22 protein-coding genes and 1 pseudogene are annotated in these 23,648 nt (G+C 39.5%); 14 read left to right on the top strand and 9 right to left on the bottom strand.

Features of this window, described 5'->3' with window-relative positions; genetic code table 11:
- Window positions 1-274 precede the first annotated feature (274 nt).
- Entirely contained in the window at window positions 275-511 is a 237-nt protein-coding gene (locus tag H6G79_RS28165) for a hypothetical protein (protein WP_190595165.1), read from the bottom strand.
- Between the two features lie 10 nt (window positions 512-521).
- Between H6G79_RS28165 and H6G79_RS28160 the strand changes: the two are divergent.
- Window positions 522-674 (top strand): annotated as a pseudogene (locus H6G79_RS28160) (IS701 family transposase); the annotation flags it as partial.
- A gap of 95 nt (window positions 675-769) precedes the next feature.
- Here H6G79_RS28160 and H6G79_RS28155 read toward each other — a convergent pair.
- Together H6G79_RS28155 and H6G79_RS28150 are read right to left on the bottom strand one after the other, a co-directional pair.
- Window positions 770-2,572, bottom strand: a complete 1,803-nt coding sequence (locus H6G79_RS28155) for a tetratricopeptide repeat protein (protein ID WP_191049380.1) — start codon at window positions 2,570-2,572, stop codon at window positions 770-772.
- A gap of 572 nt (window positions 2,573-3,144) precedes the next feature.
- Entirely contained in the window at window positions 3,145-3,324 is a 180-nt protein-coding gene (locus H6G79_RS28150) for a hypothetical protein (protein WP_190593328.1), read from the bottom strand.
- A 455-nt stretch (window positions 3,325-3,779) separates the two neighbouring features.
- Here H6G79_RS28150 and H6G79_RS28145 point away from each other — a divergent pair, with 455 nt between their 5' ends.
- From H6G79_RS28145 to H6G79_RS28115, 7 genes are all read left to right on the top strand, one after another.
- Window positions 3,780-4,499 (top strand): hypothetical protein, encoded by a 720-nt coding sequence (locus H6G79_RS28145; RefSeq protein ID WP_190593329.1) that lies wholly within the window; start codon window positions 3,780-3,782, stop codon window positions 4,497-4,499.
- Between the two features lie 57 nt (window positions 4,500-4,556).
- Window positions 4,557-5,654, top strand: a complete 1,098-nt coding sequence (locus H6G79_RS28140; protein WP_190593330.1) for an effector-associated domain EAD1-containing protein — start codon at window positions 4,557-4,559, stop codon at window positions 5,652-5,654.
- A 50-nt stretch (window positions 5,655-5,704) separates the two neighbouring features.
- Window positions 5,705-6,280, top strand: coding sequence for an effector-associated domain EAD1-containing protein (locus H6G79_RS28135; RefSeq protein ID WP_190593331.1), 576 nt, complete (start codon window positions 5,705-5,707; stop codon window positions 6,278-6,280).
- A gap of 69 nt (window positions 6,281-6,349) precedes the next feature.
- Window positions 6,350-7,216, top strand: a complete 867-nt coding sequence (locus H6G79_RS28130; protein ID WP_190593332.1) for a hypothetical protein — start codon at window positions 6,350-6,352, stop codon at window positions 7,214-7,216.
- Complete coding sequence (locus H6G79_RS28125; RefSeq protein WP_190593333.1) at window positions 7,213-8,229, top strand: MoxR family ATPase; 1,017 nt, start codon at window positions 7,213-7,215, stop codon at window positions 8,227-8,229. The genes H6G79_RS28130 and H6G79_RS28125 overlap by 4 nt, the downstream gene beginning before the upstream one ends.
- Complete coding sequence (locus H6G79_RS28120; RefSeq protein WP_190593334.1) at window positions 8,226-11,201, top strand: SAV_2336 N-terminal domain-related protein; 2,976 nt, start codon at window positions 8,226-8,228, stop codon at window positions 11,199-11,201. The genes H6G79_RS28125 and H6G79_RS28120 overlap by 4 nt, the downstream gene beginning before the upstream one ends.
- A 144-nt stretch (window positions 11,202-11,345) precedes the next feature.
- Window positions 11,346-12,644 (top strand): SUMF1/EgtB/PvdO family nonheme iron enzyme, encoded by a 1,299-nt coding sequence (locus H6G79_RS28115; RefSeq protein ID WP_190593335.1) that lies wholly within the window; start codon window positions 11,346-11,348, stop codon window positions 12,642-12,644.
- A gap of 64 nt (window positions 12,645-12,708) precedes the next feature.
- On the opposite strand, the gene H6G79_RS37010 is transcribed toward H6G79_RS28115, so the two are convergent.
- From H6G79_RS37010 to H6G79_RS28085, 6 genes are all read right to left on the bottom strand, one after another.
- Window positions 12,709-13,440 carry a hypothetical protein gene (locus H6G79_RS37010; protein WP_242048591.1) on the bottom strand — a complete coding sequence of 244 codons (732 nt, stop codon included), beginning with the start codon at window positions 13,438-13,440 and terminating at the stop codon, window positions 12,709-12,711.
- Window positions 13,441-13,920: 480 nt separating this feature from the next.
- On the bottom strand, window positions 13,921-14,145 hold the full coding sequence (locus H6G79_RS28105) for a hypothetical protein (RefSeq protein ID WP_190593336.1): 225 nt from the start codon (window positions 14,143-14,145) through the stop codon (window positions 13,921-13,923).
- Between the two features lie 54 nt (window positions 14,146-14,199).
- Window positions 14,200-14,430, bottom strand: a complete 231-nt coding sequence (locus H6G79_RS28100) for a hypothetical protein (RefSeq protein WP_190593337.1) — start codon at window positions 14,428-14,430, stop codon at window positions 14,200-14,202.
- The gene (locus H6G79_RS28095) at window positions 14,372-14,719 is read right to left on the bottom strand and encodes a BRO family protein (RefSeq protein ID WP_190593338.1); all 348 of its coding nucleotides are present in this window, start codon (window positions 14,717-14,719) and stop codon (window positions 14,372-14,374) included. Before H6G79_RS28095 ends, H6G79_RS28100 begins: the two co-directional genes overlap by 59 nt.
- Window positions 14,720-14,813: 94 nt before the next feature.
- Window positions 14,814-16,496 (bottom strand): hypothetical protein, encoded by a 1,683-nt coding sequence (locus tag H6G79_RS28090; protein ID WP_190593339.1) that lies wholly within the window; start codon window positions 16,494-16,496, stop codon window positions 14,814-14,816.
- Window positions 16,497-16,997: 501 nt separating this feature from the next.
- Window positions 16,998-17,252, bottom strand: a complete 255-nt coding sequence (locus H6G79_RS28085; protein WP_190593340.1) for a hypothetical protein — start codon at window positions 17,250-17,252, stop codon at window positions 16,998-17,000.
- A 289-nt stretch (window positions 17,253-17,541) separates the two neighbouring features.
- On the opposite strand from H6G79_RS28085, the gene H6G79_RS28080 reads away from it, so the two are divergent.
- The 6 genes from H6G79_RS28080 to H6G79_RS28055 all read left to right on the top strand — a co-directional run bounded on the left by H6G79_RS28080 (window position 17,542) and on the right by H6G79_RS28055 (window position 23,390).
- A complete protein-coding gene (locus H6G79_RS28080; protein ID WP_190593341.1) occupies window positions 17,542-18,120 on the top strand; it encodes a hypothetical protein in 579 nt (192 codons plus the stop codon).
- Window positions 18,121-18,141: 21 nt separating this feature from the next.
- Window positions 18,142-18,525, top strand: a complete 384-nt coding sequence (locus tag H6G79_RS28075) for a hypothetical protein (RefSeq protein ID WP_190593342.1) — start codon at window positions 18,142-18,144, stop codon at window positions 18,523-18,525.
- Between the two features lie 45 nt (window positions 18,526-18,570).
- Window positions 18,571-19,098 carry a hypothetical protein gene (locus tag H6G79_RS28070; protein WP_190593343.1) on the top strand — a complete coding sequence of 176 codons (528 nt, stop codon included), beginning with the start codon at window positions 18,571-18,573 and terminating at the stop codon, window positions 19,096-19,098.
- Between the two features lie 79 nt (window positions 19,099-19,177).
- Complete coding sequence (locus H6G79_RS28065; protein ID WP_190593344.1) at window positions 19,178-19,591, top strand: hypothetical protein; 414 nt, start codon at window positions 19,178-19,180, stop codon at window positions 19,589-19,591.
- An 805-nt stretch (window positions 19,592-20,396) separates the two neighbouring features.
- Window positions 20,397-21,236, top strand: coding sequence for a response regulator (locus H6G79_RS36395; RefSeq protein ID WP_199334084.1), 840 nt, complete (start codon window positions 20,397-20,399; stop codon window positions 21,234-21,236).
- Window positions 21,237-21,767: 531 nt separating this feature from the next.
- Window positions 21,768-23,390 carry a hypothetical protein gene (locus H6G79_RS28055; protein ID WP_199334087.1) on the top strand — a complete coding sequence of 541 codons (1,623 nt, stop codon included), beginning with the start codon at window positions 21,768-21,770 and terminating at the stop codon, window positions 23,388-23,390.
- Window positions 23,391-23,648: the final 258 nt, after the last annotated feature.

The following is a 23,648-nucleotide window of genomic DNA, read 5'->3' as shown; positions in this document are numbered from 1 at the left end:
GTGACTGTAATTGTTCTAAGTCTTTGATAGTCAGAGACATAAGCCATAACTCGCTTTATCAGCAATCTCTTTCTATCATAGGCGTGTTCGCACTTACTCCCCCACTAGATACCACCGCATCATCTCTGCCAACGCCACAGCCTCACCATTCGACGCATACACAGTTCCCCCTGACATTGGAATCACAATCTTCTGCCGGCTTGCCCACTCGAAGGGAGCGATGCGCCAACTTCTGCAACGAACGCACCAGACTTGACCTCCATCTGATCAATCTTTAAGGTTTAAGCGTCCTTTCAATCCGACGGTCAGGGATGAGGCACATAATTGCAACCAGAACATACAATGCACCACCAAACCACGGTTTTACAAAAGTAAGGGGAATTGCCACCCCATAAATCAACACCGATATTTTGCCCTTAAAATCTCGCCCAACCGCCTTGGACAGCATTGAGTCTCGACCATGATGAGAAATTAAGGTACGACTCAGAATCAAATAAGCGATCGCCGACATTAAAAGAACTACACCATTTAACTTAATCCAGCCTTGGCTGACAGTTTTTCCTATCGCTCAACTATGATTAGGATTTGCTAAACTTCAATCCATTGTTTATGGTCTTACTTCCCCACTTTTTATATTCCTGACTCACCCTGATTTTGTATTTTCCTCTGCTTAGAGTGACAAATGAGGGTTATTCCAACGATAATTATTTACTTCAACCTATTTAATTTGGCACAGCGACAAATAAAAAGTCACTGTCAAAAAACAGACTTAACGGGACAAATCAGAACTCTGCTGCTGATATTCCATTGCTTTTGGGTAGTCTCCCAAAAACTCGTAAGCATTACCGAGATTTCTTAGGGCTTTACTCTCACCAATACGGTCTTTGATTTCCCGCGCGATCGCTAAACTCTGCTGCTGGTATTCTATGGCTTTTGGGTAGTCTCCCAAAGACTGATAAGCAGTACCGAGATTTCCTAGTGCATTACCCTCACCAATACGGTCTTTGATTTCCCGCGCGATCACTAATCTCTGCTGCTGGTATTCAACTGCTTTTGCGTAGTCTCCTAAAAAATTGTAAGTAAGACCAAGATTTCCTAGTGCATTACCCTCACCCAAGCGGTCTTTAATTTCCCGCGCGATCGCTAAACTCTGCTGCTGGTATTCAATTGCTTTTGGGTAATCTCCTAGATAATAGTAAGTAAGACCAAGATTTCCTAATGCTTTACCCTCACCATTACGATTTTTGATTTCCCGCGCGATCACTAATCTCTGCTGCTGGTATTCAATTGCTTTTGGGTAATCTCCTAGATAATAGTAAGTAAGACCAAGATTTCCTAGTGCATTACCCTCACCCAAGCGGTCTTTAATTTCCCGCGCGATTACTAAACTCTGCTGTTGGTATTCAATTGCTTTTGGGTAGTCTCCCAAAGACTGGTAAACAATACTGAGATTTCCTAGTGCATTACCTTCATTCAAACGATCTTTGATTTCTCGCGCGATCACTAAACTCTGCTGTTGGTATTCAATTGCTTTTGGGTAGTCTCCTAAAGAATAGTAAGCATTACCGAGATTGATTAGTGACTGTCCCTCACCCTTACGATCTTTGATTTCTCGCGCAATCACTAAACTCTGCTGTTGGTATTCAATGGCTTTGGAGTAATCTCCTAGATAATAGTAAGTAAGACCAAGATTTCCTAGTGCTTTACCCTCATTCAAACGATCTTTTATTTCTTGCGCGATTGCTAACACTTGTTGTGTATACCCAATTGATTTTGGGTAGTCTCCTAGAGCATTGTAAGTATTACCGAGATTTCCTAGTGCTTTACCCTCACCCAAGCGGTCTTTAATTTCCCGCGCGATGACTAAACTCTGCTGCTGGTATTCAATTGCTTTTGGGTAGTCTCCTAAAGAATCATAAGTAACACCGAGACTCCCTAGTGCTGCAACCTCACCCTTACGGTCTTTGATTTCACGGGCAATAGCTAAACTCTGCCGTTGGTATTCAATTGCTTTTGGGTATTTTCCTAAAGAATCATAAGTAACACCGAGACTCCATAGTGCTGCAACCTCACCCTTACGGTCTTTGATTTCTCGCGCGATGACTAAACTCTGCTGTTGGTATTCAATTGCTTTTGGGTAATCTCCTAGATAATAGTAAGTAAGACCAAGATTTCCTAGTGCATTACCCTCAGCCTTACGGTCTTTGATTTCCCGCGCGATGACTAAACTCTGCTGCTGGTATTCAATGGCTTTTGGGTATTTTCCTAAAGAATTATAAGTAACACCGAGACTTCCTAGTGCTGCAACCTCACTCTTACGGTCTTTAATTTCTTGATAAATAATTAATGCTTGTTGCCAAGACTGTAATGCTGCTTCAAATTGACTGATTTGATACTGCTGATTACCTTGGTTAAACAGTTTATCTGCTTGAGCTTTACGTGGGTCTGGGGTTGTTGCTACGGCAACTGAATTAAGGTTGAGGAGAAAATCTAGTTCGGGTAAATTTAAGTTAACGCTGAGAATCACACCCAGTAGGGCAATGAGGGCATATTTGCGGTGTTTGGGATACATCTGTGTGAGTCGTAGGCGGGGTTGAGGTTTATTTTAATACCCTGATACATCGCCAAAATTAGTGTGAGATTAAAATTTTATTGCCTCAACCCACGATCAGTAAACCCAAAAGTTTTCCCAAAAGGGCTACTGGAGCAATAGCAGTGATCGCAGACGGTCACAATGACAATGGGTTAAAAAATATATGGAAAACCTTAAAGTAACTTTAAGAACTTATTGTTTTACGTGATCGCACCTGGCACATTCTCCCAACTTCGCTTCACTGTGCGTTGAATCTCTGCATTGAGCCTGAACTGGGGTGTACAAGCAGGGCATCTCTATCAACCATTAAACTATAAGAAAGCGAAGAGTTACCCATACTAGAATCACCGGGGCAGAGATGGTGGAATGCAGCAGTCAAAACGTGGGGGTATGATGTCCGCAATCGCCTTGTTGCAGATGTTTTTTATGATGAAGGCACAGAATTTATCAAGTTCACCAACGGCAAAGAAATCACGGTAGAGACAGCTTGGCGTTGGGATTGGGAGCGAGTGCTGAGGTATGCGACTACCTGAAGTATGATCGCGCCAGCACTAAGGTTTCTTCCAACAATCGCCTCCGTACAAAACCTTCTGACTACCATCAGGCGCAAAACGGACACACCATCCTTGTGTTTTTGCTTGCCATTCGCGGTAGGCAGTAGCAACGACGAAGATGGTTAACGTGATTAACCCTGCCGTCAATAAAACTCGCTGCCAACGAAGATTTTTCATTAACTTCTGGTTTTCCTCTAGAGCAGTATTTTATCGATAACAATACTACTGATTGCTCCTACTTCAGCGTTCCCAAGCTTTCAGTTGAACCTTTCTCATTCATACTGCTACAGGCGATCGCACTCATCATCTGCTACTGATCAAAAACGGCTACTGTCAAAGAAAAGCGATTGTTTCTCCAGGTTGCTTTAGGGTTTTCCTTTGCAAAATTGTTGGCTCTTGCAGTGTGTATAAATGTAAACATAAAATTTTCCCATTTCATAAATCTCCGTTAAAATTAGCTAACGCTGAAATCTAAACTACATCACGGACACAGCAAGTTTTTAGCAAAGGTTTCGATTCTGCTTAAGTTTAACTACTATCGTTAACATGCTTGAGGCTGCTAGTATCATTCTGTGTTTGTACATTTGTAGTTTTGTATGCGCTTTTGGACTAGCAGTTATGCGGAGCAATAGATGACTCAACAGGAATGGTTAATTGATGAAGTTATTCCTCCCGATGCTGTAGCTATTGAGCAGATACAGCGTGAAATGAGATTTGAACAACAGAATAGGAGTAATAGTCGAGAATCTAGTAGCCAACCGCAAGCTGTGAATTTGGCTGTAAGATTGCAAGATATTATGATTTGGGATACAAAAAAATGGTTTGGTGATGCACAGATGCGCTTAGATGCCCTGGTCATTCACGGTAACGCAACAGCAGGTGAAGCAGCAAGCATTTATATGCCTCAAACCTTTCGTTTCCCAGGAATTAAAAGTCAGGATCGTTTGCCTACAGGTGAAAACGGGTTACTAATCTTCTATGGACAGGCTCTTCATTTCTTAGATATCTTCATCACAGTATCCCGCGATCGCCAAGACTCGGAAGACTTAGCAACCTTACTTTATAAGAACTTGCAATCGCCTGAAATTCAAGGTGCAATCGGAACACTCTTAGGACTAGCTGTAGCTGCACCACAGGTTAGCACTGTAACCACTGCGATTGGTGGGGCATCAATTTTAGGTAATTTAGCTTATCAAATCCTGAATAAAGTTACTGGCAATACTATAGGAGTATACCGTAATTCATGGTTGCAGTATAGAGATGGGTTTGGGATTGGGCGACATCCTCAAATGGGTTCTCATAAAGTCAAAGATTTATCTTTTTGGTATGAAATTATCCGTGAAGAACTTTAAATTAATAAAAGACATTCAGCTTGAGGAGCTATTTAAATAAATCTTTAAAAAATTACTATGAAATTAAAAGGCTTACAATTTAAACAATTAACAGATGCTTTAATTGATGCGTTTCCTGAGCAAGTAAGACTGGCAGAAGTAGTCAGATTTAGATTAGACAAGAATTTGAATGCCTATGCAATGGGGGATGATTTAAAAGCTATTGTTTTTAGATTGATTCAAGCAGCAGAAGCTGAGGGATGGGTTGATGAATTAATTGCAGGTGCGCGTGAGTCCAATCCTGGAAACCAAAAATTGTTTGTGATTGCACAGGAGCTAAAACTTGCTACTCCTATGCCAACAGAACTCACAGCAAGAGGGTCACTAGAAAAAATTATCAAAAAAACGAATAGTTTTCTTAATGTTAATACATGGCGAGAAAGTTTAGGTAAACTTGAGTCACAAGTTTGTCGTATTGAAATTACTAAAAAAAATAATGCTCGTTCTTTTGGTACAGGATTTTTGATTGCACCCAATGTTGTTATTACTAATTATCATGTTATAGAGCCTATAATATTAGAAAAAGCTACTCCTAACAATATAATTTTGCGTTTTGATTATAAACAAGTGGAAGGCAAAGTTATTAACCAGGGGACAAAATATTGTTTAGTACAAAATGATTGGTTGATTGATCAAAGTCCTTATCTTCCAGATGAAGAAACCCGATTACCGACACCCGATGAATTGGACTATGCCTTACTTCGAGTCGATGGAGTTCCAGGAAAAGAAGCTATTGGCACAAAACCAGAGCCAAGTTCCCCAGAAAGAGGATGGATTAAGTTCACTGATGAGGTATATGAATTTGTGCCTGATACCCCACTGTTTATACTGCAACACCCACAAGGTGAGCCATTAAAGCTGGGATTTGATACAGAAGCCATTATTGGTGTTAATGAAAATGGCACAATGGTTAAATACAGAACTAATACTGAACCTGGTTCTTCTGGTTCTCCTTGTTTTGATATTAACTGGCAATTAGTTGCACTACATCATAGTGGAGATCCGGCATACGAAAGCGCCAAATATAATGCGGGAACTCCTTTTAGTGCTATCTGCTCCCGTTTAGATAGGCAAGATTTATTACAGGGTTTATTAAGTGGTGAGGAAATATGGTGAAAATATTTCATAATCAAATTTATTTTTTGGTAATTTTGGAGTAGTCATTAATGGTTTTGCCTGGGAAAGCAATAGAAAAAATAAGGACAGCACTTAAATCTGCTTTTCCTAACCGGGATAAATTGGTGAGAATGCTTCGGATTCACCTCGATATAGAAGAATCTGATGTTCCAGATAATAGTGATTATAGTCAAGTCATTTTCGATTTAATAATAAGGCTTGAGCAAGAAGGATGGATCTCAGATTTAATTGAAGGAGCATTGAAAGAAGTCCCTGGAAATTCAGCATTGCAGAATCTACCAGAGATATTAATTCAAATAATTAATGAAAAATTAACGAGCAAAGATGATGATAGCTTAATAGAATTAGTGCAGAAATTAAATATTTGTTCTTTATATATTTTACTAATTAAATTGATTAATTTAGATGAAAAGTTTTTTAGACAAATAAAACAACTTTATTTAAAATCCTATTCTGAATTGGTATGGTATGAAGATTGGGAGGATACAATACCAAGTACTATCACAGAAATTTTGAGTAGCCTTAAAAAGAAATCTCAAAATAACGAGATAGAGTATATAGTAAATTTTGTATCTTGTTTATCAAAACTTTTGTTAGAGCAATAAAAAAATTCTAACCCTATTTTAGAACAGCTAAAAATTTGGTTGCAGCGTAACACGAATAACTGTTCAACCTTGTCAAATTCCATAGTAAATCCCAATACTGTCAGAAATGAACTAAATACTGTACCCACTCACTTACTTATCTTATTAAGTCCTAGTCAACAACATCAAAACCAATATTATTTCGTTTCAGCTTGGTTTATTCATGATGGGAGAAATGATGAATTTAATTACCAAACAGCAAAGGGCTATAAGCCATTAGAAATTCAAAATCAAGAGAAAGAAATATTTTCGCTTACAGAAATATCTATCTTAATAGATGATTATATTGAACAAGTTACTCCCTATCTCAATGATAACTCTGCTCAACCAACAATTGAAATTTTCTTACCTTATGGGCTATTAAATGAAGCAATTGATACTTGGAAAATTCAGAATGAAGATTTTCCAGTTTCTATTGGTAGTTTATATAAAGTTATTGTTCGTTCTAGTAATCGTTTAAATAAATATCGCTTCAGAAATGTTTGGGTACAAAAATGGAATACTTTAATTAGTTTAACTCAGGATAACTGCTTTCAGTGCTTTATCTCTGGAGAGTTTTCTTCTAGTACAGAACTTTTTTCAAAAATAAATCAAGATGATGTAGTTGCCTTAACACTAATTAAAGCAGTACCAACAGAGGACTATTTTAAAGCAATTAATACAACTGCACTTCCCCTTGCATTATGGTTCAGGCAGGAACTAAATGTGCCAAATTTTGAAGATGAAATGAAAGAATTACTAAAATGTTTGATAACTGAAATCCCAGAACGAGTTAGGCAGAGACGGTCATCTGATTTTTCTTGCGATCACGAGCAACGTATTGGACATCATCTCTCGTTACTATGGGAAAACCCTTATATAGTACCACCTTCCAAAAAAGAGTATACAACACCATGACCTCCTGGAAAATATTTCAAGGCAACCCTGAAAACCCTCATGATGGCATCGAAACCCTTCCTGAACCCCCTAGTTGGCGAACATTTAAAAAACAAGAACGAGGTTCTACTTATCGCTCTAGAAAAGAAGAAATAGAATTAGTCAATGCAGCACTTTATCTACGTCGTCCTTTGTTAGTAACAGGAAAACCAGGGACAGGTAAAACTTCTTTAGCTTATGCAGTAGCTAAGGAATTAAAATTAGGTGAAGTATTGCGGTGGAATATTACTACTCGCTCGACTTTACAACAAGGACTGTATAGCTATGATGCTATTGGACGTTTACAAGATGCTAAAGCAAACAATCAAGATAACTTAGCAGAAATTGGTAAATATATTCAATTAGGCCCGTTGGGAACAGCATTATTTCCTTCAGGCTTGAAGAAGCCCAGGGTATTATTAATTGATGAAATGGATAAAAGCGATATTGATTTACCTAATGATTTATTAAATATTTTTGAAGAAGGAGAATTTGATATTCCTGAATTAGCAAGAATAGCTAATTTAGAGAATCAAGATAGCAAAAATAAATTAAATGAAATTAATGTAAAAACTTATGACAATCAAACGGCAATTATTGATAAAGGTAAAGTCAAGTGTACAGAATTTCCCTTTGTAATCTTAACAAGTAATGGTGAACGAGAATTTCCACCTGCTTTTTTACGACGTTGTTTAAGATTAGATTTACCACAACCAAGCCGTGAAGAATTAGACAACATTGTCAAAGCTCATTTAGGTAATGATATTATTGAGCAAGCAGAGATAATTATTGAGCAGTTTCTCAAACGGCGAGATCAAGGTGATTTAGCTACAGACCAATTACTCAATGCTATTTATATGTTGACAAATACAGCTAATAAACCTGATTCGCCTATGCTTGAACCTGATAATGAAGATAAAGTCAAAGATAAAGGCTCAAAAGCAAAATTAATAGAACACTTGCTGCGCTACTTAAATAGTAGAGATGGACTATGATAGAGCGAGTGATCGCTATTCTGCAAGAAGCGGGGTTTAAATTTACTGCTACAGAACTAGCAGATATTTTCTGGTTGGCGGTTCACATAGAATCATCGCAACAACAGCCACACCAGCAACCAGTAAAGTCAGCAACATCATTACAACCATCAAAACCAGACTTCTCAAATACACCTGTAACAACTTCAAAATCACAAGCTACTGAACTTCCAGTTACTTCAGTTAACGAACCTTCTTCTTCAGTGGTTCTTCCTTCTCCCCCAACACAAAAGCCAAGCCCCACAGAAAACTCAGAAGCGATTCCTATCAAAATACCCGCAGCAAAAGCACTAAGAAATTCCCTAGCTTTAGGACGTGCGCTTCGTCCTCTGATGCGGAAAGTACCATCTCCTACAGAAAAGATATTGGATGAGGAAGCCACAGTTCAACGCTTTGCAGAAGATCAAATTGGGATACCCGTTCTCAAAAGCACTCCAGAAAGATGGTTAGAGTTAGCTTTAGTAGTTGAAGAAACCAGTATCACTGAAATTTGGGAACAAACTATTAGGGAATTTCAACTACTTCTCAAGCATCATGGTGCTTTTCGGGATGTACGTACTTGGAAATTAAAAAACTCAGAAACTGAAATCCAATTACTTTCGGAAAATAGTACAGGATTTGATGAATCTACTTCGCATAAACCAGATGTATTAATTGACCCCAAAGGCAGACGTTTAATTCTATTGGTAAGTGATTGTATTTCTCCAATTTGGCGACAACAACTAATTCATCCGGTTTTAGAGTTATGGGGGCAGCGTGCTTTAATTACTATTCTTCAGCTACTTCCAGAAAAATTGTGGGATAGAACCGCTTTAGTTGATGAAATTCCAGTTCTACTTTCTACTTTTGCACCTGGAATCTATAATTCCCAGTTAATTGCCCAATTATGGGATGAAGATGATATTGATGAATTGTCAAGTGACAATAATAAAGATAAATCAAAAACTATAAAATCTTTAACTTCTATTCCTATTATTACCCTAGAATCAGAACCTTTACTCAGATGGTCAAAAGTTCTAGCAGGTCAAGGGAATATTTCAACAGCAGGATTTAAATTTTATTCTGTTTCTCATCAAGAAAAAACAACCTCGAATGAAAGTTACTCACAAGCCACACCAAAGCTAGAAGCTTCAGATTTAGTTAACTTATTTCGTGCTAATGCTTCTCTACAAGCTAGACGTTTAGCAGGATTAATGGCAACAGTACCTGTGAGTGTATCAGTAGTCAACCTAATTCGGGAAACTTTACTGCCAGATGCGAGAGAAATTCATGTGGCAGAAGTTTTTATGAGCGGGCTGCTAAAACGGTTGCCAGTTTTGCACCAAGATGATACTGAGTATCTTACCTATGAGTTTGTTGATGGTGTAAGAGAGTTATTAAGAGATTTTGTTCCGCCGAATAAACAAATTTCAGCTATTGATTTAGTTATTACTAAAGTATCTGAATTTGTGGCTAAACGATTAGGAATATCAATAAAAGAATTTGATGCACAACTACTTACACACAATGATGGTGCTTTAGCATCTAAACTACGTCCCTTTGCAAAACTTAAAGCTCAAGTTCTTCGACAATTAGGAGGAAAATATGCACTTGAGGCTGAAAAAATTGAGTTAAATCAATTTTTGCAAGAATATGCCGGAGAATATATTTGTGCAGTCAAATGGGGTGGAGAAGCTGGCACTTGGCATGAAGGACTAGAACATTTATTAATTTCCTCAAAAGGTGAAGTGCAGTTCCGTTCTCGCTTTGGTTTAGCGGCAATTCAAAATTCCAAATTTGAAGGGCAAACACTTTCTTGGAGTTTTGACGATAATCAAACTGCTGCTAGTGTCACTTTCAAAGTAGATAGTGAAAATAGTTATTTTTGGGAAGAGCATCAAACAGGTAAGTTATTTGAAGGATGGTTGAATTATCCCAATGAAGGACGAATAGATTTTCGAGGCAGATTTGAGGAAGTATCGGTTGATCCTCAATTCCAGTTATTTTCATTTGAAGTTGCAATTGTTACTCTCGAAGATGAGCCACTTATCAATTTACTGCCTTTTGCATTTGAAGTAGCGACCATTGAAGAAAAAAAATCAGGTGGTTTTTTAGGATTCGGACAAAAAACAGAATTGGCAATCAAGCGTAGTCGTCAGCAATCTCAGTATTTTATCGAAGAACTAGGGAATGATGTTCAGCTAAAAATGGTACAGATTCCTGGTGGTGAATTTATGATGGGCGCTCCCAAAAGTGAGAAAGATAGCAGTGATAGTGAACGCGCTCAACACCAAGTGATTGTTCAGCCTTTCTTCATAGGCAAATACCCCATAACGCAAGCACAGTGGAAAGCAGTAGCAGAATTCCCAACAGTTAACCAAAAACTTGACCCTGATCCATCCAGGTTTAAAGGGGCAAATCGACCTGTAGAGAAGGTTTCTTGGTACGATGCGGTGGAGTTTTGCGATCGCCTGAGTGCTTATACAAAGAGACAGTATCGACTACCAAGTGAAGCAGAATGGGAGTATGCGTGTAGAGCCGGAACAACTACCCCATTCCATTTTGGTGAAACAATTACATCAGAACTGGCTAATTATAATGCTAACTATACTTACGGTGCTGGGGTAAGAGGAACATATCGAGAAGAAACTACAGTTGTAGGCAGTTTTGGATTGGCAAACGCTTTTGGACTGTACGATATGCACGGAAATGTCTGGGAATGGTGTCTAGACGACTGGCATAGTAACTATAAAGGAGCGCCAACAGATGGTAGCGCATGGTTTGATGATAATAATAACCTTTATCAAAAACAAGGAAGAGCTGTGCTGCGAGGTGGGGCCTGGATCTACTATCCTAACTACTGCCGTTCTGCATATCGCTACAACGATGTCCGAGACCTCCACAACGGCGATAATGCTTTTCGTGTGATTTATGCTGCTGGGAGGATTCCTTAGTAGCTCTCTACACTTTAAAATCTTGACCCTTTGCACTTGTTCTTTTTCCCTTTGTTAGCGGAGCGTTTAAAATTTTTTTCAAAAATAAGCCATTGATTTCTGCAACCGTAAAATTAGGTGAGATAGTAAAACTAGTAGTAATAAATGCCAAAAATAGTTATAAACCGAATACAAAAAACAGCACAATACTACCTAGAGAAATTGGGCAATGGAATTACTCTAGAAATGGTGCTAATCCCTGGTGGTAGTTTCATGATGGGTTCACCAGAAGATGAACTAGAGCGTACTGATAATGAAAGCCCTCAGCATCTAGTAAACATTCAGCAATTTTGCATAGGCAAGTATCAAGTCACTCAAGAGCAGTGGAGAGCAGTCGCAGGATTACCACAGATAAACAAAGAACTAGATGTTGATCCATCATATTTCAGGGGGGATAAGCGACCTGTTGAGCAGGTGTCCTGGTATGATGCAGTGGAATTTTGCGATCGCCTAGCTGCTCATACAAAAAGAAATTACCGTTTGCCCAGTGAAGCAGAATGGGAATATGCGTGTCGTGCTGGTAAGACAACTCCATTTCATTTTGGTGAAACAATCACACCAGAACTGGCTAATTATAATGCGGAGTATACTTACGGTGCTGGAGTCAAAGGAATATATCGAGGACAAACAACAGATGTAGGCAGTTTTGGAGTAGCCAACGCTTTTGGATTGTACGATATGCACGGGAATGTTTGGGAATGGTGTCTAGACACTTGGCATAGTAACTATGATGGAGCGCCTAAAAATGGAAGCTGGTGGATAGATGATAATAATGAATCTCGATTACAGCGTGGTGGTTCTTGGACTACTACGCCTGAAAATTGCCGTTCTGCTTATCGCACTAAATTTGATCCCAACGTCCGCAACAGAATTTTTGGTTTTCGCATAGTATGTGCTTTCCCAGAAGCAAATTCATCGGATGACTTGAGATCAGAAAGAGCCATAAACTACACCAAACTGCGCGACTTATTAGCAGCAAAAAAATGGAAAGAAGCGGACAATGAAACTAATTTAGTGATGTTACAGGCTGTAGGAAAAAGAGAGCTTGGTGGATTATTAGATTCAGACGAACTTTTAGAATTTCCTTGTACCGATCTTCGTACAATTAACAATTTATGGGTTAAATATAGCAATGGACACTTTGGATTTAGCGTTCAGAAAAACATTTACTTAGAAGTTACTGATAAGCTAGACATTTATGATCCCGTAGCTTGGGAGAGATTCTGCGAACTCATTGGATGGAGAGTTAATAAAAACTGGATCAACTCTTTAAATATAACTTTTGACACCTATGCACTTAAAGGACACCTTCCTTTGGTATGGGATTGGCTTCCTGTTGCAAGCTCCGAAGCTACCAGGATGCGCTTATCTGTCTTTTCTTGTATGGAGACTTGTAAAGTTTAATTTTTGAAACAACTAGCGTTGGCAAATATTTTTATTACCAACTTTTACTACACAAAGCCTTCATTCACTCCCCCACCGGAAACCGCCGCATCATTTCCGCAACCGCCACAGCCTCACCATCCGGCGTATACACAGTGTTCCCCGACATAGCAATCACAATCCTGTTTTTCCTCGCCCACTCAAACCAAGCAACCACCTCCGATTTAGCCTGTGCAGATTCCGGTTTCCGTCCCTCCTTACAAGCAGCCATAAATACAGCCTCCGGTGACTTGATGCCTTTCCAAGTTCGTATTGCCTCCTTCAAATAAGCGATCGCACCCGGTACATTTTCCCAACACCGCCTGACTGTGCGTTGAATCTCTGCATTGAGCCGAAATTGCGGTGTACAAGGTATTTCCCGTAACTGTTGCAGCACTTCTTGAACCTCTGAGTTGCTGGGCTGCACTGATTTTTCTTGTGGCTCGGCGTAATCATCATCACCAAAGTCTTCGTCACAAAAATTTAACGCAACCGGGGCGACGGAAGAACGATCCTCACAAGAATCTGTCTCAGTAGTCGAGTCAACCTGTTCTATCTCTTCAACGAAGTGAGTAATTTCGGGTAACTCTGATTCTAGGATTTGACAAACCCCTTCCTGGTCACAGTCCAAAATCTCAGTTTTCACTTCCTCACTTTTTTCAAGCTCAACAGCAGAGTGTTGCTGTGGCTTTGAAACTTTTGGATGGGATCTGTGGTATTGTTCTGCATTGAGTTTGGGATGTTCAGTTTTGCCTCTGCCGTGTTCAATAAGAGGCAAGGGGGCAGGGGGTAGGGAGCAAGGGAGAATGCCTTCTTCCTCTAATCTTGAATCCTCTAAAGTGTTTATCCCCCTGCTCCTTATCTCCCTGCTCCCCTGCTTCTTTTCAAGTAGCTTATTCAGTACATCGAAGTGTAATTTATACTGCCATGTCCGATCTTGTCCGTTACCTGGATTCTTTTTCTTCTCGATGATGCCCATTTCCTCAAGCAGAGCGATCGCACTCCTGATTACATGAAGGCTATGCTCACCCATTAGGTCAGCGTAGATGTTTTTCAGAGGCTGGTAAATCCAAGGGGTGCGGTGGTTCTTGAGCTTCCACTTTGTCCAGTGCCGAAAATACTCAATCAGCTTGGCCGCGCAGAAGTTACCTGTAATATCAAGATACTCCCGGCGCAATATCACCAGGACAGAGAATTTGTCAGTAGAGGCAATGCTGCTCATATTCCACCTTCTATATATTTGTCAAAACTGGTTTGGTTAAAACGGCATATTTTCTTGGTCTTCTTCTGGGGCTTGTGACCAAAATTCCCTGAGCTTCTGGCGTTTAGCGGCTTGAAATTGCTGTTTTTCTTCGGGTGATACTTCACCAACCAATCGTGCTACCTCATCCCTCTGCTTCTGTTTCATTTGTTCAGTGTCCACAGCAGGTAAAGCCAGTGATTCATTTTTGGTAGATGGTCGGAAGTTGCGACGACGAAACAAGAATCTGAAGTGTCTTTTATCTTGTAGTGGTAGCGATCGCCAAACGTTCTCATCTCAGCCAGGAGGGATAAAATCAGATGATGGAGGCAGCAGGGTTTGAATTTGAGCTTGCAACTGGGCGATCGCCTTGCCTTGCGTCTCGATGATTTGACTTTGCTGTTCCAACCGTTCTAAAAGTTGGGTCAGTAGTTCTGAGTTTTGGGAGAATAACTCAGCCTCATGGGTTTTAAAAGCAAAGTAATTCTGTGCAGCAGCTATTTCTGGTTTTCGAGAATCTCCATTCATTCATTGCAGTCAGATAACAACCATGACGACTAAGCTTGAAATCATTTCTGGGTCTACCTCCTGAACTTTTTGCGGGCAGACGCAAAAAGTGTTTTTTGCTGTCCTGTCCAATGTTTTCGCAAGCGGCAATTGCTCGGTCTATGGCATCCTCAAATTGTCGCCATTGCTGATATCCCAGAATGGACATTAACTCACGGGCTAACCAATACTCGTAACCCTGCTCATCAATTTTTTTGATTCGGTCAAAAGGGCTATCAGGGCTAGTAGGGGTTGATGTAATTGCATCCATATTGATATCGACTCCAATTTTTGACGCATAAAAATATCGACAGCACTTGAGCCGTACTGCATTCAGTTCTTTTGGAAATAAGCGCGAGTTTTATTTACTGGTTTGTTTCTTGCCAGAAACGCAATTCATTTTTGAAATAGCGGTCAGTCTTTTTGGGTTTTTCCTTCCAATGCTCCCACGCCACCCAAACCTCATCCCCCATGTCTTCGATGACTTCACCTCTTTTTGGGTATAAGGCGCAGTAAGGATCAGCGTGTGCAACGATGGAACCAAGCCCTATCACTTCACCATCAAAAGAACCAGAATCAGCAGGGTTTTCGTCAGGAACCATTGGTTCCGCAATGAGTGAGGATTCGGCTTTCTCAAGGGCAGTGATTAGCTCTGTTTCTTGAGTGCTTAGTTCTCCCCAGTAATCTTGTTTGATTACCTCATACTCAGTAGCCACTTCCAGATAATCCCACCAACTACACCCAGGCTTTGATAACACAGTCCGAATATCACCAACGGCTTGGGGTAGTAGTTGCAATTGTTCGGCTCGATATGCGATCGCAGACGGTGTTGGTTCACTACCGAGGATGATTGCAGCTGCTTGAAGTGCCTGGGTGTTATTCATAGCACTGGCCAAATTACCCAAAGCGATACCCATAAGCCTGAGACACTCTTGGGCATTCTCCTTTGGTGATTCAATAGCCAGCGATCGCAGGTCAATGGTCTTATCCAGGGCTTGTTTAACCTGCTTGTTTAACGCCTTGGTTGCTTGCTTAGTAAGAGTATTGCCCCATTCTTGAGCCGGGCGTTCTTCTACAGCTTGTTCCAATTCCTGAATGCGTTTTTGTAATCGCTGGTTTTCAAGCTCCAACTTCCTCAGTCCTTCCAACTCAAAAAGCCGTTGCTGTAACTGGATATTTTCTTGCTTCTGCTGCTGAAACAGGTTTTGTAAAGTGGTAAGTTGTTCTTGTACTTGTTCCTGGGCTTGAGTTGTTGCTTCCGCCTGTAACCCAACCCTTAAATCTTGTTCCAGGCGTTCTAGCTCTTGCTGGTGCTGCTGCTTCAGTTGTGCGATCGCTTCGGCATATTCTTTCGGGTACGTTCGCTCGGTAGGGAATGACTTAGTTGCGTCATTACTCAAGTCCGCATTGTTAACTAGTTCCCTGCTACCATCCTCAAAGGTGACAATCTGCTGCCTTTGATTGGGTGGGTCGGCTGAGATGGTTCCTGATTGCCCGTGTCTTGGATGAGTTGGTGACGTAACCGTAACTGTATTGGTTTGAGGAACCACTGGTTCCTGAGTAGGATGAAATATTGGTTCTTCAATTTTAGGAACCATTGGTTCCTGAGTTTTTTGGCGTGGTAGACGAGGAACCACCTTGTTAGCAGCAGCCGCAAAGTCCGATTCACTGGGTGAGGCATTCTCTTGCAGTGCGATCGCAACGGCTTGCTTTAACTTCTCTGGTTCCTTGACCAAACGCAGCAGTGAACGGGCTTGACGTTCGTTTTTGATGTGTTCGCCCAATTCATCAGCTGTGTCTTTAACTTTTTTGGCTCCCAACAGTTGATTGATTCTGCGGTAGCCACCCCAGGCGGATAGTTCGGCTTGGCAGTATTCTTCAAAACTTTTATAACCAGCTTCACGGTAAAGCTGATTATCACGCATCTGCAAGATTTCTTCTACAGCTTGCCACTCGAAGCGGTCGATGGCAGTGAACGTTTCTTTGATACTGCTGTTGAGAACGCCATAATTAGACGCTAGTGTTGCGGAGCGATCTAGTGTCAGCATATTCATATACCTAATGTGCTGAATATTTACACAAAAGCTTTGCTAGAGAAATGAGGGATTGAGAAAACAGAAATTTTGAGGCATTGATAATTCTGGATTGAAGCTCGACAGGGTAGTTACTCGCGCTCGTCTAATTACATTCGGTGTAATTTTTGTTGCTAGTTCTCAATCTTGTTGCTGTTATTTTTTGACAATCAGAGCCTTTTTTAAAAGTGTATTAACGTTGTGTAGACGAACGAAAATTACCCTCATGCAAGGTACAGGAGGAGTTAATAATTCTGAAACCGCTTGAAACTACAAGGTGATTAAGAGCAATTAACGTTTCATGATGTCGCCCCTTGGGATAAATTTGGCTTGACCTTAATGTATTAACAGTAGCAAATATTGTTAATACAAGTCAACCTATCAAAAAACAAACCAGCTAAGTTTCCCTAGCTGGCTTGTCGGTTATTGCCTTAGTAACTTGCTCTCGCCATTGCCTGAGAGTACTATTCTCTTCTCTCAGGCGGCGGATTCCCCCAATAGTTCATACTGCTGTTGTTGCCACTGCATAAACTGTTGTTTCATTTCCGCGACTTCTGATTTCAGTTTTAACAATTCTGGATCAACGCTAGTCTCTGCTTTTTCAGCTAAGTAGGAATCAATGAAATCCATTAATAGCTTTGATACAGAAGTGTCGTTGGCTTTGACTTTATTCATCAAAGCCTCTTTTTTTTCTTCAGAGATCCTAATAATTATCTGTTTGTCTGCTGCCATCGTAGTTCTCAACGTTGATAACTTTCAATTTACACGCTATCAATAGCAAGTTGTATTAGCAAGTGTATAAACACAGCTTATCAATTTACAACTGATCGATCACTTACTAGTATTAACAATGTATTGACAAAAGTATTAACAAAATATTATCCTATATTTATCAGGCAAGTGAAGCGATTCATAAAACCGACTTCGATTTGCTTAGACAAAAGGCGATCGCTCCCCGACCAAAGTTTGCGATCGCCCTTTGAAAAAACCTAACCCCATCACGAGGCAGGAGATTATTATTATGTCTCACTTCGCATATACACAGCAAGCACTCAAAGGCTTCAACTGCAACACCATAGACGAGCAAGCCGAAGCACAAGCAGAATTTTACAATCATCTCGAAGCTCAAGCCAAAGAAGCAACCCAAACCACAGACCCGCTTACATCTCGCGATCGCCGCATCATTGCCGAGATTATCGAAGTAGAACCCGAATCAATACGCACGATTTGGATCGAAACTGGAATCACCGTATGGGTGCAATTAAGTAATGGTGGACGTTTGCCATTCGACCGAGACTGGTTTTATATAAGAGTGCAGGAAGTGAAAGCCACTCTAAGAGAAACCCCCAGAGAACGCAACGACCGCCTCAGCGAAGAACTTGAAACAGCTTGTCACAGATACGGCTTAACTCACGGAGAGATTGACTGGCTTTCTTTCAGCACCACCCTATATTTCAACAACCGAAGAGTAGGGTTTGTGGGATATAACCGCGCAGATCAATGGTACAGCAGACAAAGGCCATTGGGGCAGAGCCGTACAACTGACAGTATTGATGCAGCGATCGCACTGTTGGGAATTAGCCAACCAGTTGCAGCGTAGTACCGGATCTAGAAAAAGCGATTGCTGTTCACTCAACAGCTAACAGCGATCGCAAATACAACGAAAACACTAGAAAAATCATGGCACAAAGTAATTATGTCTTTCCTTCAAGATCCCGACTGGGGTGATTGCTGCGAACCGATACTTCTGCCACCAACACACCCAAACGCAGAGTTGATTGAAATCCCAGGCTACACACTGGTTTATTGCAATGGAGCTTGCCCCAAAATCTACCGTGTTTACAAGGGTGAATCAATGCTGGGTTTGGTGTTTCAACACATCACGCATTGGACAAACGAAGTAGACAACAACCAGTACACCAAACCGTTAAACGCAGCAGTAGCACTCGATGACTTTTTCTTAGCTGCAATTATGACCAACGCAACGCCTGATATTGCAGCTTAACTCAGTTTTTCAATCTCAACAAATAACCATTTACCAATTAAGAAAATGGAACCCACGATCTCAATACCTCCGGTTTGGCAATATCCACGTTTTGGCTTTGGGCAACGAACAGAACGCGGTCAAATAATCGGCATGAAGTATTACGCCGAGGACACATACTTAGCTGACGAATATGGTGCAGGGTGGCGTTACATTCTGCTACCAAACAAGAACACTGAAGATGATGAAACACGGATTGAGGATGATATAAAACTGCTTTCGCCACAGGAATTAAAAACAGTTTTAGAGACAGAAATCAACAGCTACCTGCGCCAAATTCAAATGCTGAAACATGAGTTAACAGCAGTTGGTGTAAGTGTTGTGTTAACTGAATCCACTGATGAAAAACTCACCCAGCCGCCTTATCCATCTCTGCACGATTTAGTTGACGCGGGTAAATTCATCCTGAAAGAAATTGCCAAACACCCCGATTATTTAACACTTGAGTATCAGCCAGATTTAACCATTGGTGATGCTGATACTGCACTTTCTTATCTGGAAGTAGAACTTGAGCCTCCAGAAAACAGCAGATGAACTCTGTAGTGGCGATTCATTTAGGAGTCGCCACTAAAAATATTAGTCCTATTTTGATAAATTTTTTGGAGGTTTACTAATGTGTACGAAATGGGCAGAAAAAGAGCTAGAAACTCTTGAAGAAATGGCAGAGATGTACACTCCAGAACAAATTGTTTTTCGGCTCAAAAGACGAGGTTATTATCGCACGGTATCAGCAGTTAAGAATAAATTGTATTCTTTGGGGTACTCTATACGTCCTACCCTTGATAACTACAGTTGCAGTGAGATTGCTAAGAATCTTTGCTTACACCCAACTACTGTTACTTATTGGGTCAGACAAGGTTGGCTCAAGGCCAAAAAACGTTGTACTAGTTGTTATCAAGTCAGAAGCCAAGATTTAAAGCAGTTTTTCAATAATCCTCCAGAATCGATGAGAAAGCGGATTGCACGAATAGATCCCCAGGTGTTTAGGTATTTGGTGGGGTCTTCTCGGCAAGATAGGTGTTCTTAAAAAAGTTAAATTTTCTCTTTTAAAATAGAAATATTTGTTTACATTTACAGTAAACAAATAGATAAAAAGCTGGGTTAATCAGGGATAAATAAGCATTCGGCAGAAAATTTAGATTAGCTTAGTCCAATTACTTCCATAAATCCAGTATTACTGCTAATATCGGTTTAAAGCTGTTTTGTGCTGTCATAATTTTAATTAAATACTTTTAAAAGTTAGCTAAGAACATTTTTTATTAGTTTTTAGCAGACTTTTACTTTAGTGTTAACTTTTGAGATTCTGTATTTCTACAGAGTAAAAATTGTTATGTCTACTGTGTAGATACATAATTGAAATTCATAAGTATTCAACCTCTTCGAGACAACAGAAGAGGTCTATGAATCGGCGGCTGGGGCTGTACGATTGTGAAGAGATTAGTCTTATGACAGGCGATCTGATGTTCGCTCTAAATATCTAACAACCATTCACAAGCTGATGGTTGCGAATTGCTTTTAAAAAGCAATGATTTGCTGTTGCTCAATTTATTAGTTGACCGAAGAAGCAGGAAGCAGAGAACAACCCCAGTCCTTTTATGACGCTGCTTTCCCCTCGCTCCCTGCCCCCTGCTCCTTTTCCTCTTATCCTGACCCGTTAACCTCAACAGGTAGAACGGGCGATTTCTTACTGCATTTCGTTAGCGAGTCTTAATACCTTTAAATTACGAGGAGCAAATTTAAAACCGAATTTACCGAAAAAATGAACCCTGTTCATCAAAATCGGTATTTTATGACGAAATAGTACTAAGCCTTAGCAACAAACATGAATAATTATGACCAGCATCTTACCAAAAGTCATTACACCAAAAACCATTCAAATTTTGATAGTAGAGGACGAGTTCATTCTTGCACTTGACATAAGAGAAAAGTTGGAAAGCTTAGGACACAATGTTATTGATATTGTAGATTCCGCAAAAGAAGCAATTGAGCAAGCAACTGAGCTTCAACCAGACTTAGTTTTAATGGATATCTGCCTACATGGGAAAATGGATGGAATTGAAGCAGCAGAAGAAATTTGGAATAATCTAAAAATCCCAATTATTTATATTACAGGGCATTTTGACAAAACTATTGTAGAAAAAGCTACGCAGATATTCACGTTTGGTTATCTTCTTAAACCTGTTAGAGAAGAGAATCTATATGTTGCTATTCAAACAGGACTTACTAATTTTCAATATAAGCAAGCAGAATTTTCATTACATAAAGCGCATGAGGAACTAAAAGAAAAACTGAGGAATTATACCGATAGAATTGCTTTGCTGAATGAGGAATTAAAACTCGAAGTTGTTAAGCAACATAAAGTTATATCAGAACTACTAGTCAATGAGGAGTGCGTTTATTCAACAGATCAACCTACTTCTGTATTAACGTCACGCCAAATTGAAATTTTAAGATTGATTGCAAAAGGACTTTCTACAAAAGAAATTGCAGAATCAATCAATGTCAGTACTAAAACAGTCGAAGCACACCGAGTTCAATTGATGAAACGCTTGAATATTCATGATGTTGTGGGTTTAGTACGGTATGCAGACCGTCATGGCATAGTAAATTCTTATGCTAGTTATAAGCCCATCAATGAAAAGGGTGAATCTAAAACTAAGGAAAATCCTTAGATAAATAAGGAATTTCCTAAATTGTATTTTTATCGAATTTATAGTAAGTTCTAGAAAACTATACAATGGTGAAAATAACTAATAATTAAAAATAATTGCAAAAATGTATGTAATTTTATTAAAAAATTATGCTCGTTTCGTATTCAATAACACGGCTTATGTGAGTTGATAGAATTCCGAGCAGATGATTATCGAAGGTTAAATCTTTTGGTACTGCTGGGTAGTCTCCAAATTGCATAAGAGGTGTAATGTTAGTAATAGTAAGCTGATGTGCATTTAAACTGGGATTTTTGAGAGCTATACTTCTTGCTATGTCGAGATTGCTCGCTCAATTTTAATGCTGAACAGCTTAAAAGAGTAGCTATAATTTTCATATTTTTTAGTATTGTGCATCTATACAGAGAAAAAATTATTATCTAAAGATTTGTATAGATACATGACTAAAATTTATTAGTCTTCATACCCAAACCAAAAATAATTTTAAATATTTAAAGAGCCATTATCATTATGCTTAATCCGGTAACACCTGATATGTTAGTGGGTTTAGAAAATGCCCCAGAGGAAGTAAAAAGTGTCTTAAGTACAGAAGCGCGTGAACCAGAAACAGACCCAACTCTAGGAATACCAGTGTCTGTGAATCGAGAAGGTACACCTCGACATCGATTGGTGACAATAGGAGACTCTTTAACTCAAGGGTTTCAAAGTGGAGCTATTTTTAATACTCAATTGTCTTATCCCATGCTCATAGCTCGTGAGATGGGATGGGACAAAAATTTTCGCTGTCCAACTTATTCTGGCCCAGGTGATGGTTTACCACTGAACTTAGAAAAACTAGTAAGGGATTTAGGTAAGCAATTTCACATCAAAGATAAATTTAATATATCAGATATAGCTGCTATACCGTGGTTGGGAAAATATTTAAATCAAATAGAAAATTATTGGGAACGCGGAGAAAGACGACAAGCTTCAGGAAAAGAATTAATTAACCATAATCTTGCTGTATATGGATGGGATTTAAGGAACACATTATCGCGCAACGCAGATATCGCTAAGGCAGTTATTGAAGCAAACCCCCCCAAAGATGATTTTCTTCAACAAACTCCTGAACACGCTAATGAAATAGCTACTTTGGAGGTTTTAAATACTGCACGAGATTCTTCGGGTAAGGCGTTAACTCCTTTAGAAGCTGCTATTAAGTTAAGTTATGAAGGGAATTTAGAGCATAATCAAGGTGATGGAATTGAAACACTAATTATTTTAATCGGTGCTAATAACGCTCTAGGAAGTATTTTAACTTTTCATGTCGAGTGGTCTGGTGAAGATTATCAAGACATGGCACAAAATGACAAATATACTGTTTGGCTTCCCAGCCATTTCAAAGTTGAACTCGACAACATTGTAGAAGCTGTTAAACAGATTAAAGCACGCCACGTAATTTGGGGGACAGTTCCTCATGTAACAATCACTCCTTTTGCTCGTGGGATTAATAAAGATCAAAAAGGACAAAAAGTAGAATCAGGTTCTCGATATTTTCCTTACTATGCTCCATTTTGGTTTACAGAGAATACTTTTGACTCTAAAAAACATCCGCATCTGACTGCAAATCAAGCTAGAGCAATTGATAGCGTTATAGATAAATACAATGAATATATTGTAGATGCTGTGCGTAAAGGTCGAGAGCAAGGGAAAGATTGGTACTTATTTGAAACTGTTGCTTTGCTAGATCGCTTGGCATCTGTGCGCTATATCGAAGATAAAGATGCACGTCCTCACTGGTGGACTGAATATTCTTTACCAGCAGCAATTAATACACTTGACCCTAAACCAGATTCACATTTTTTCCTTTCTGACTCACAGGGGCGTAAAAAAGGTGGCTTATTTTCTTTAGATGGCATTCATCCTACTACTATTGGTTATGGAATTATGGCACAAGAAATTATCAAAATTATGCAATTAGCTGGCGTAAAGTTTTATGAAAATGATGGGATCACTGAACGGGCAGAAGATATTCAAATTGACTTTGAAAGTTTAATTAAAGAAGACAGCCTCATTTCCGATCCACCAACTGCTATATCTGCTGTTTTAGATTTTATAGGTTGGTTAGATACAAACACTAACCTTATAACCAATATGTATAAAAACAGCTTGCACTAGAATGTGTTTGTAGTGTCTAAATTAAGACTTAGCTATAGTAATAAATAATATGCTCAACAATGAGCATCCTTTAAAAATCCAATAAAAGAATCTGTTTTGTGGTTTTACTATAAGATTCTTTAGCAAGTTCGTTAATGTAGCATCCAGTTTTAACAGATGGGATTTTTGAAGCCACTATATACTAAAGTTTACACAACTGAATAATTATTGTTAAATCGAACTAGTCAAATCAGCCTAATCAATCACCAAAATGAGATT

Source organism: Anabaena sp. FACHB-83, from assembly GCF_014697485.1.
Lineage (GTDB): Bacteria > Cyanobacteriota > Cyanobacteriia > Cyanobacteriales > Nostocaceae > Nostoc_B.
This window is presented reverse-complemented; position numbering and strand designations above follow the sequence as displayed.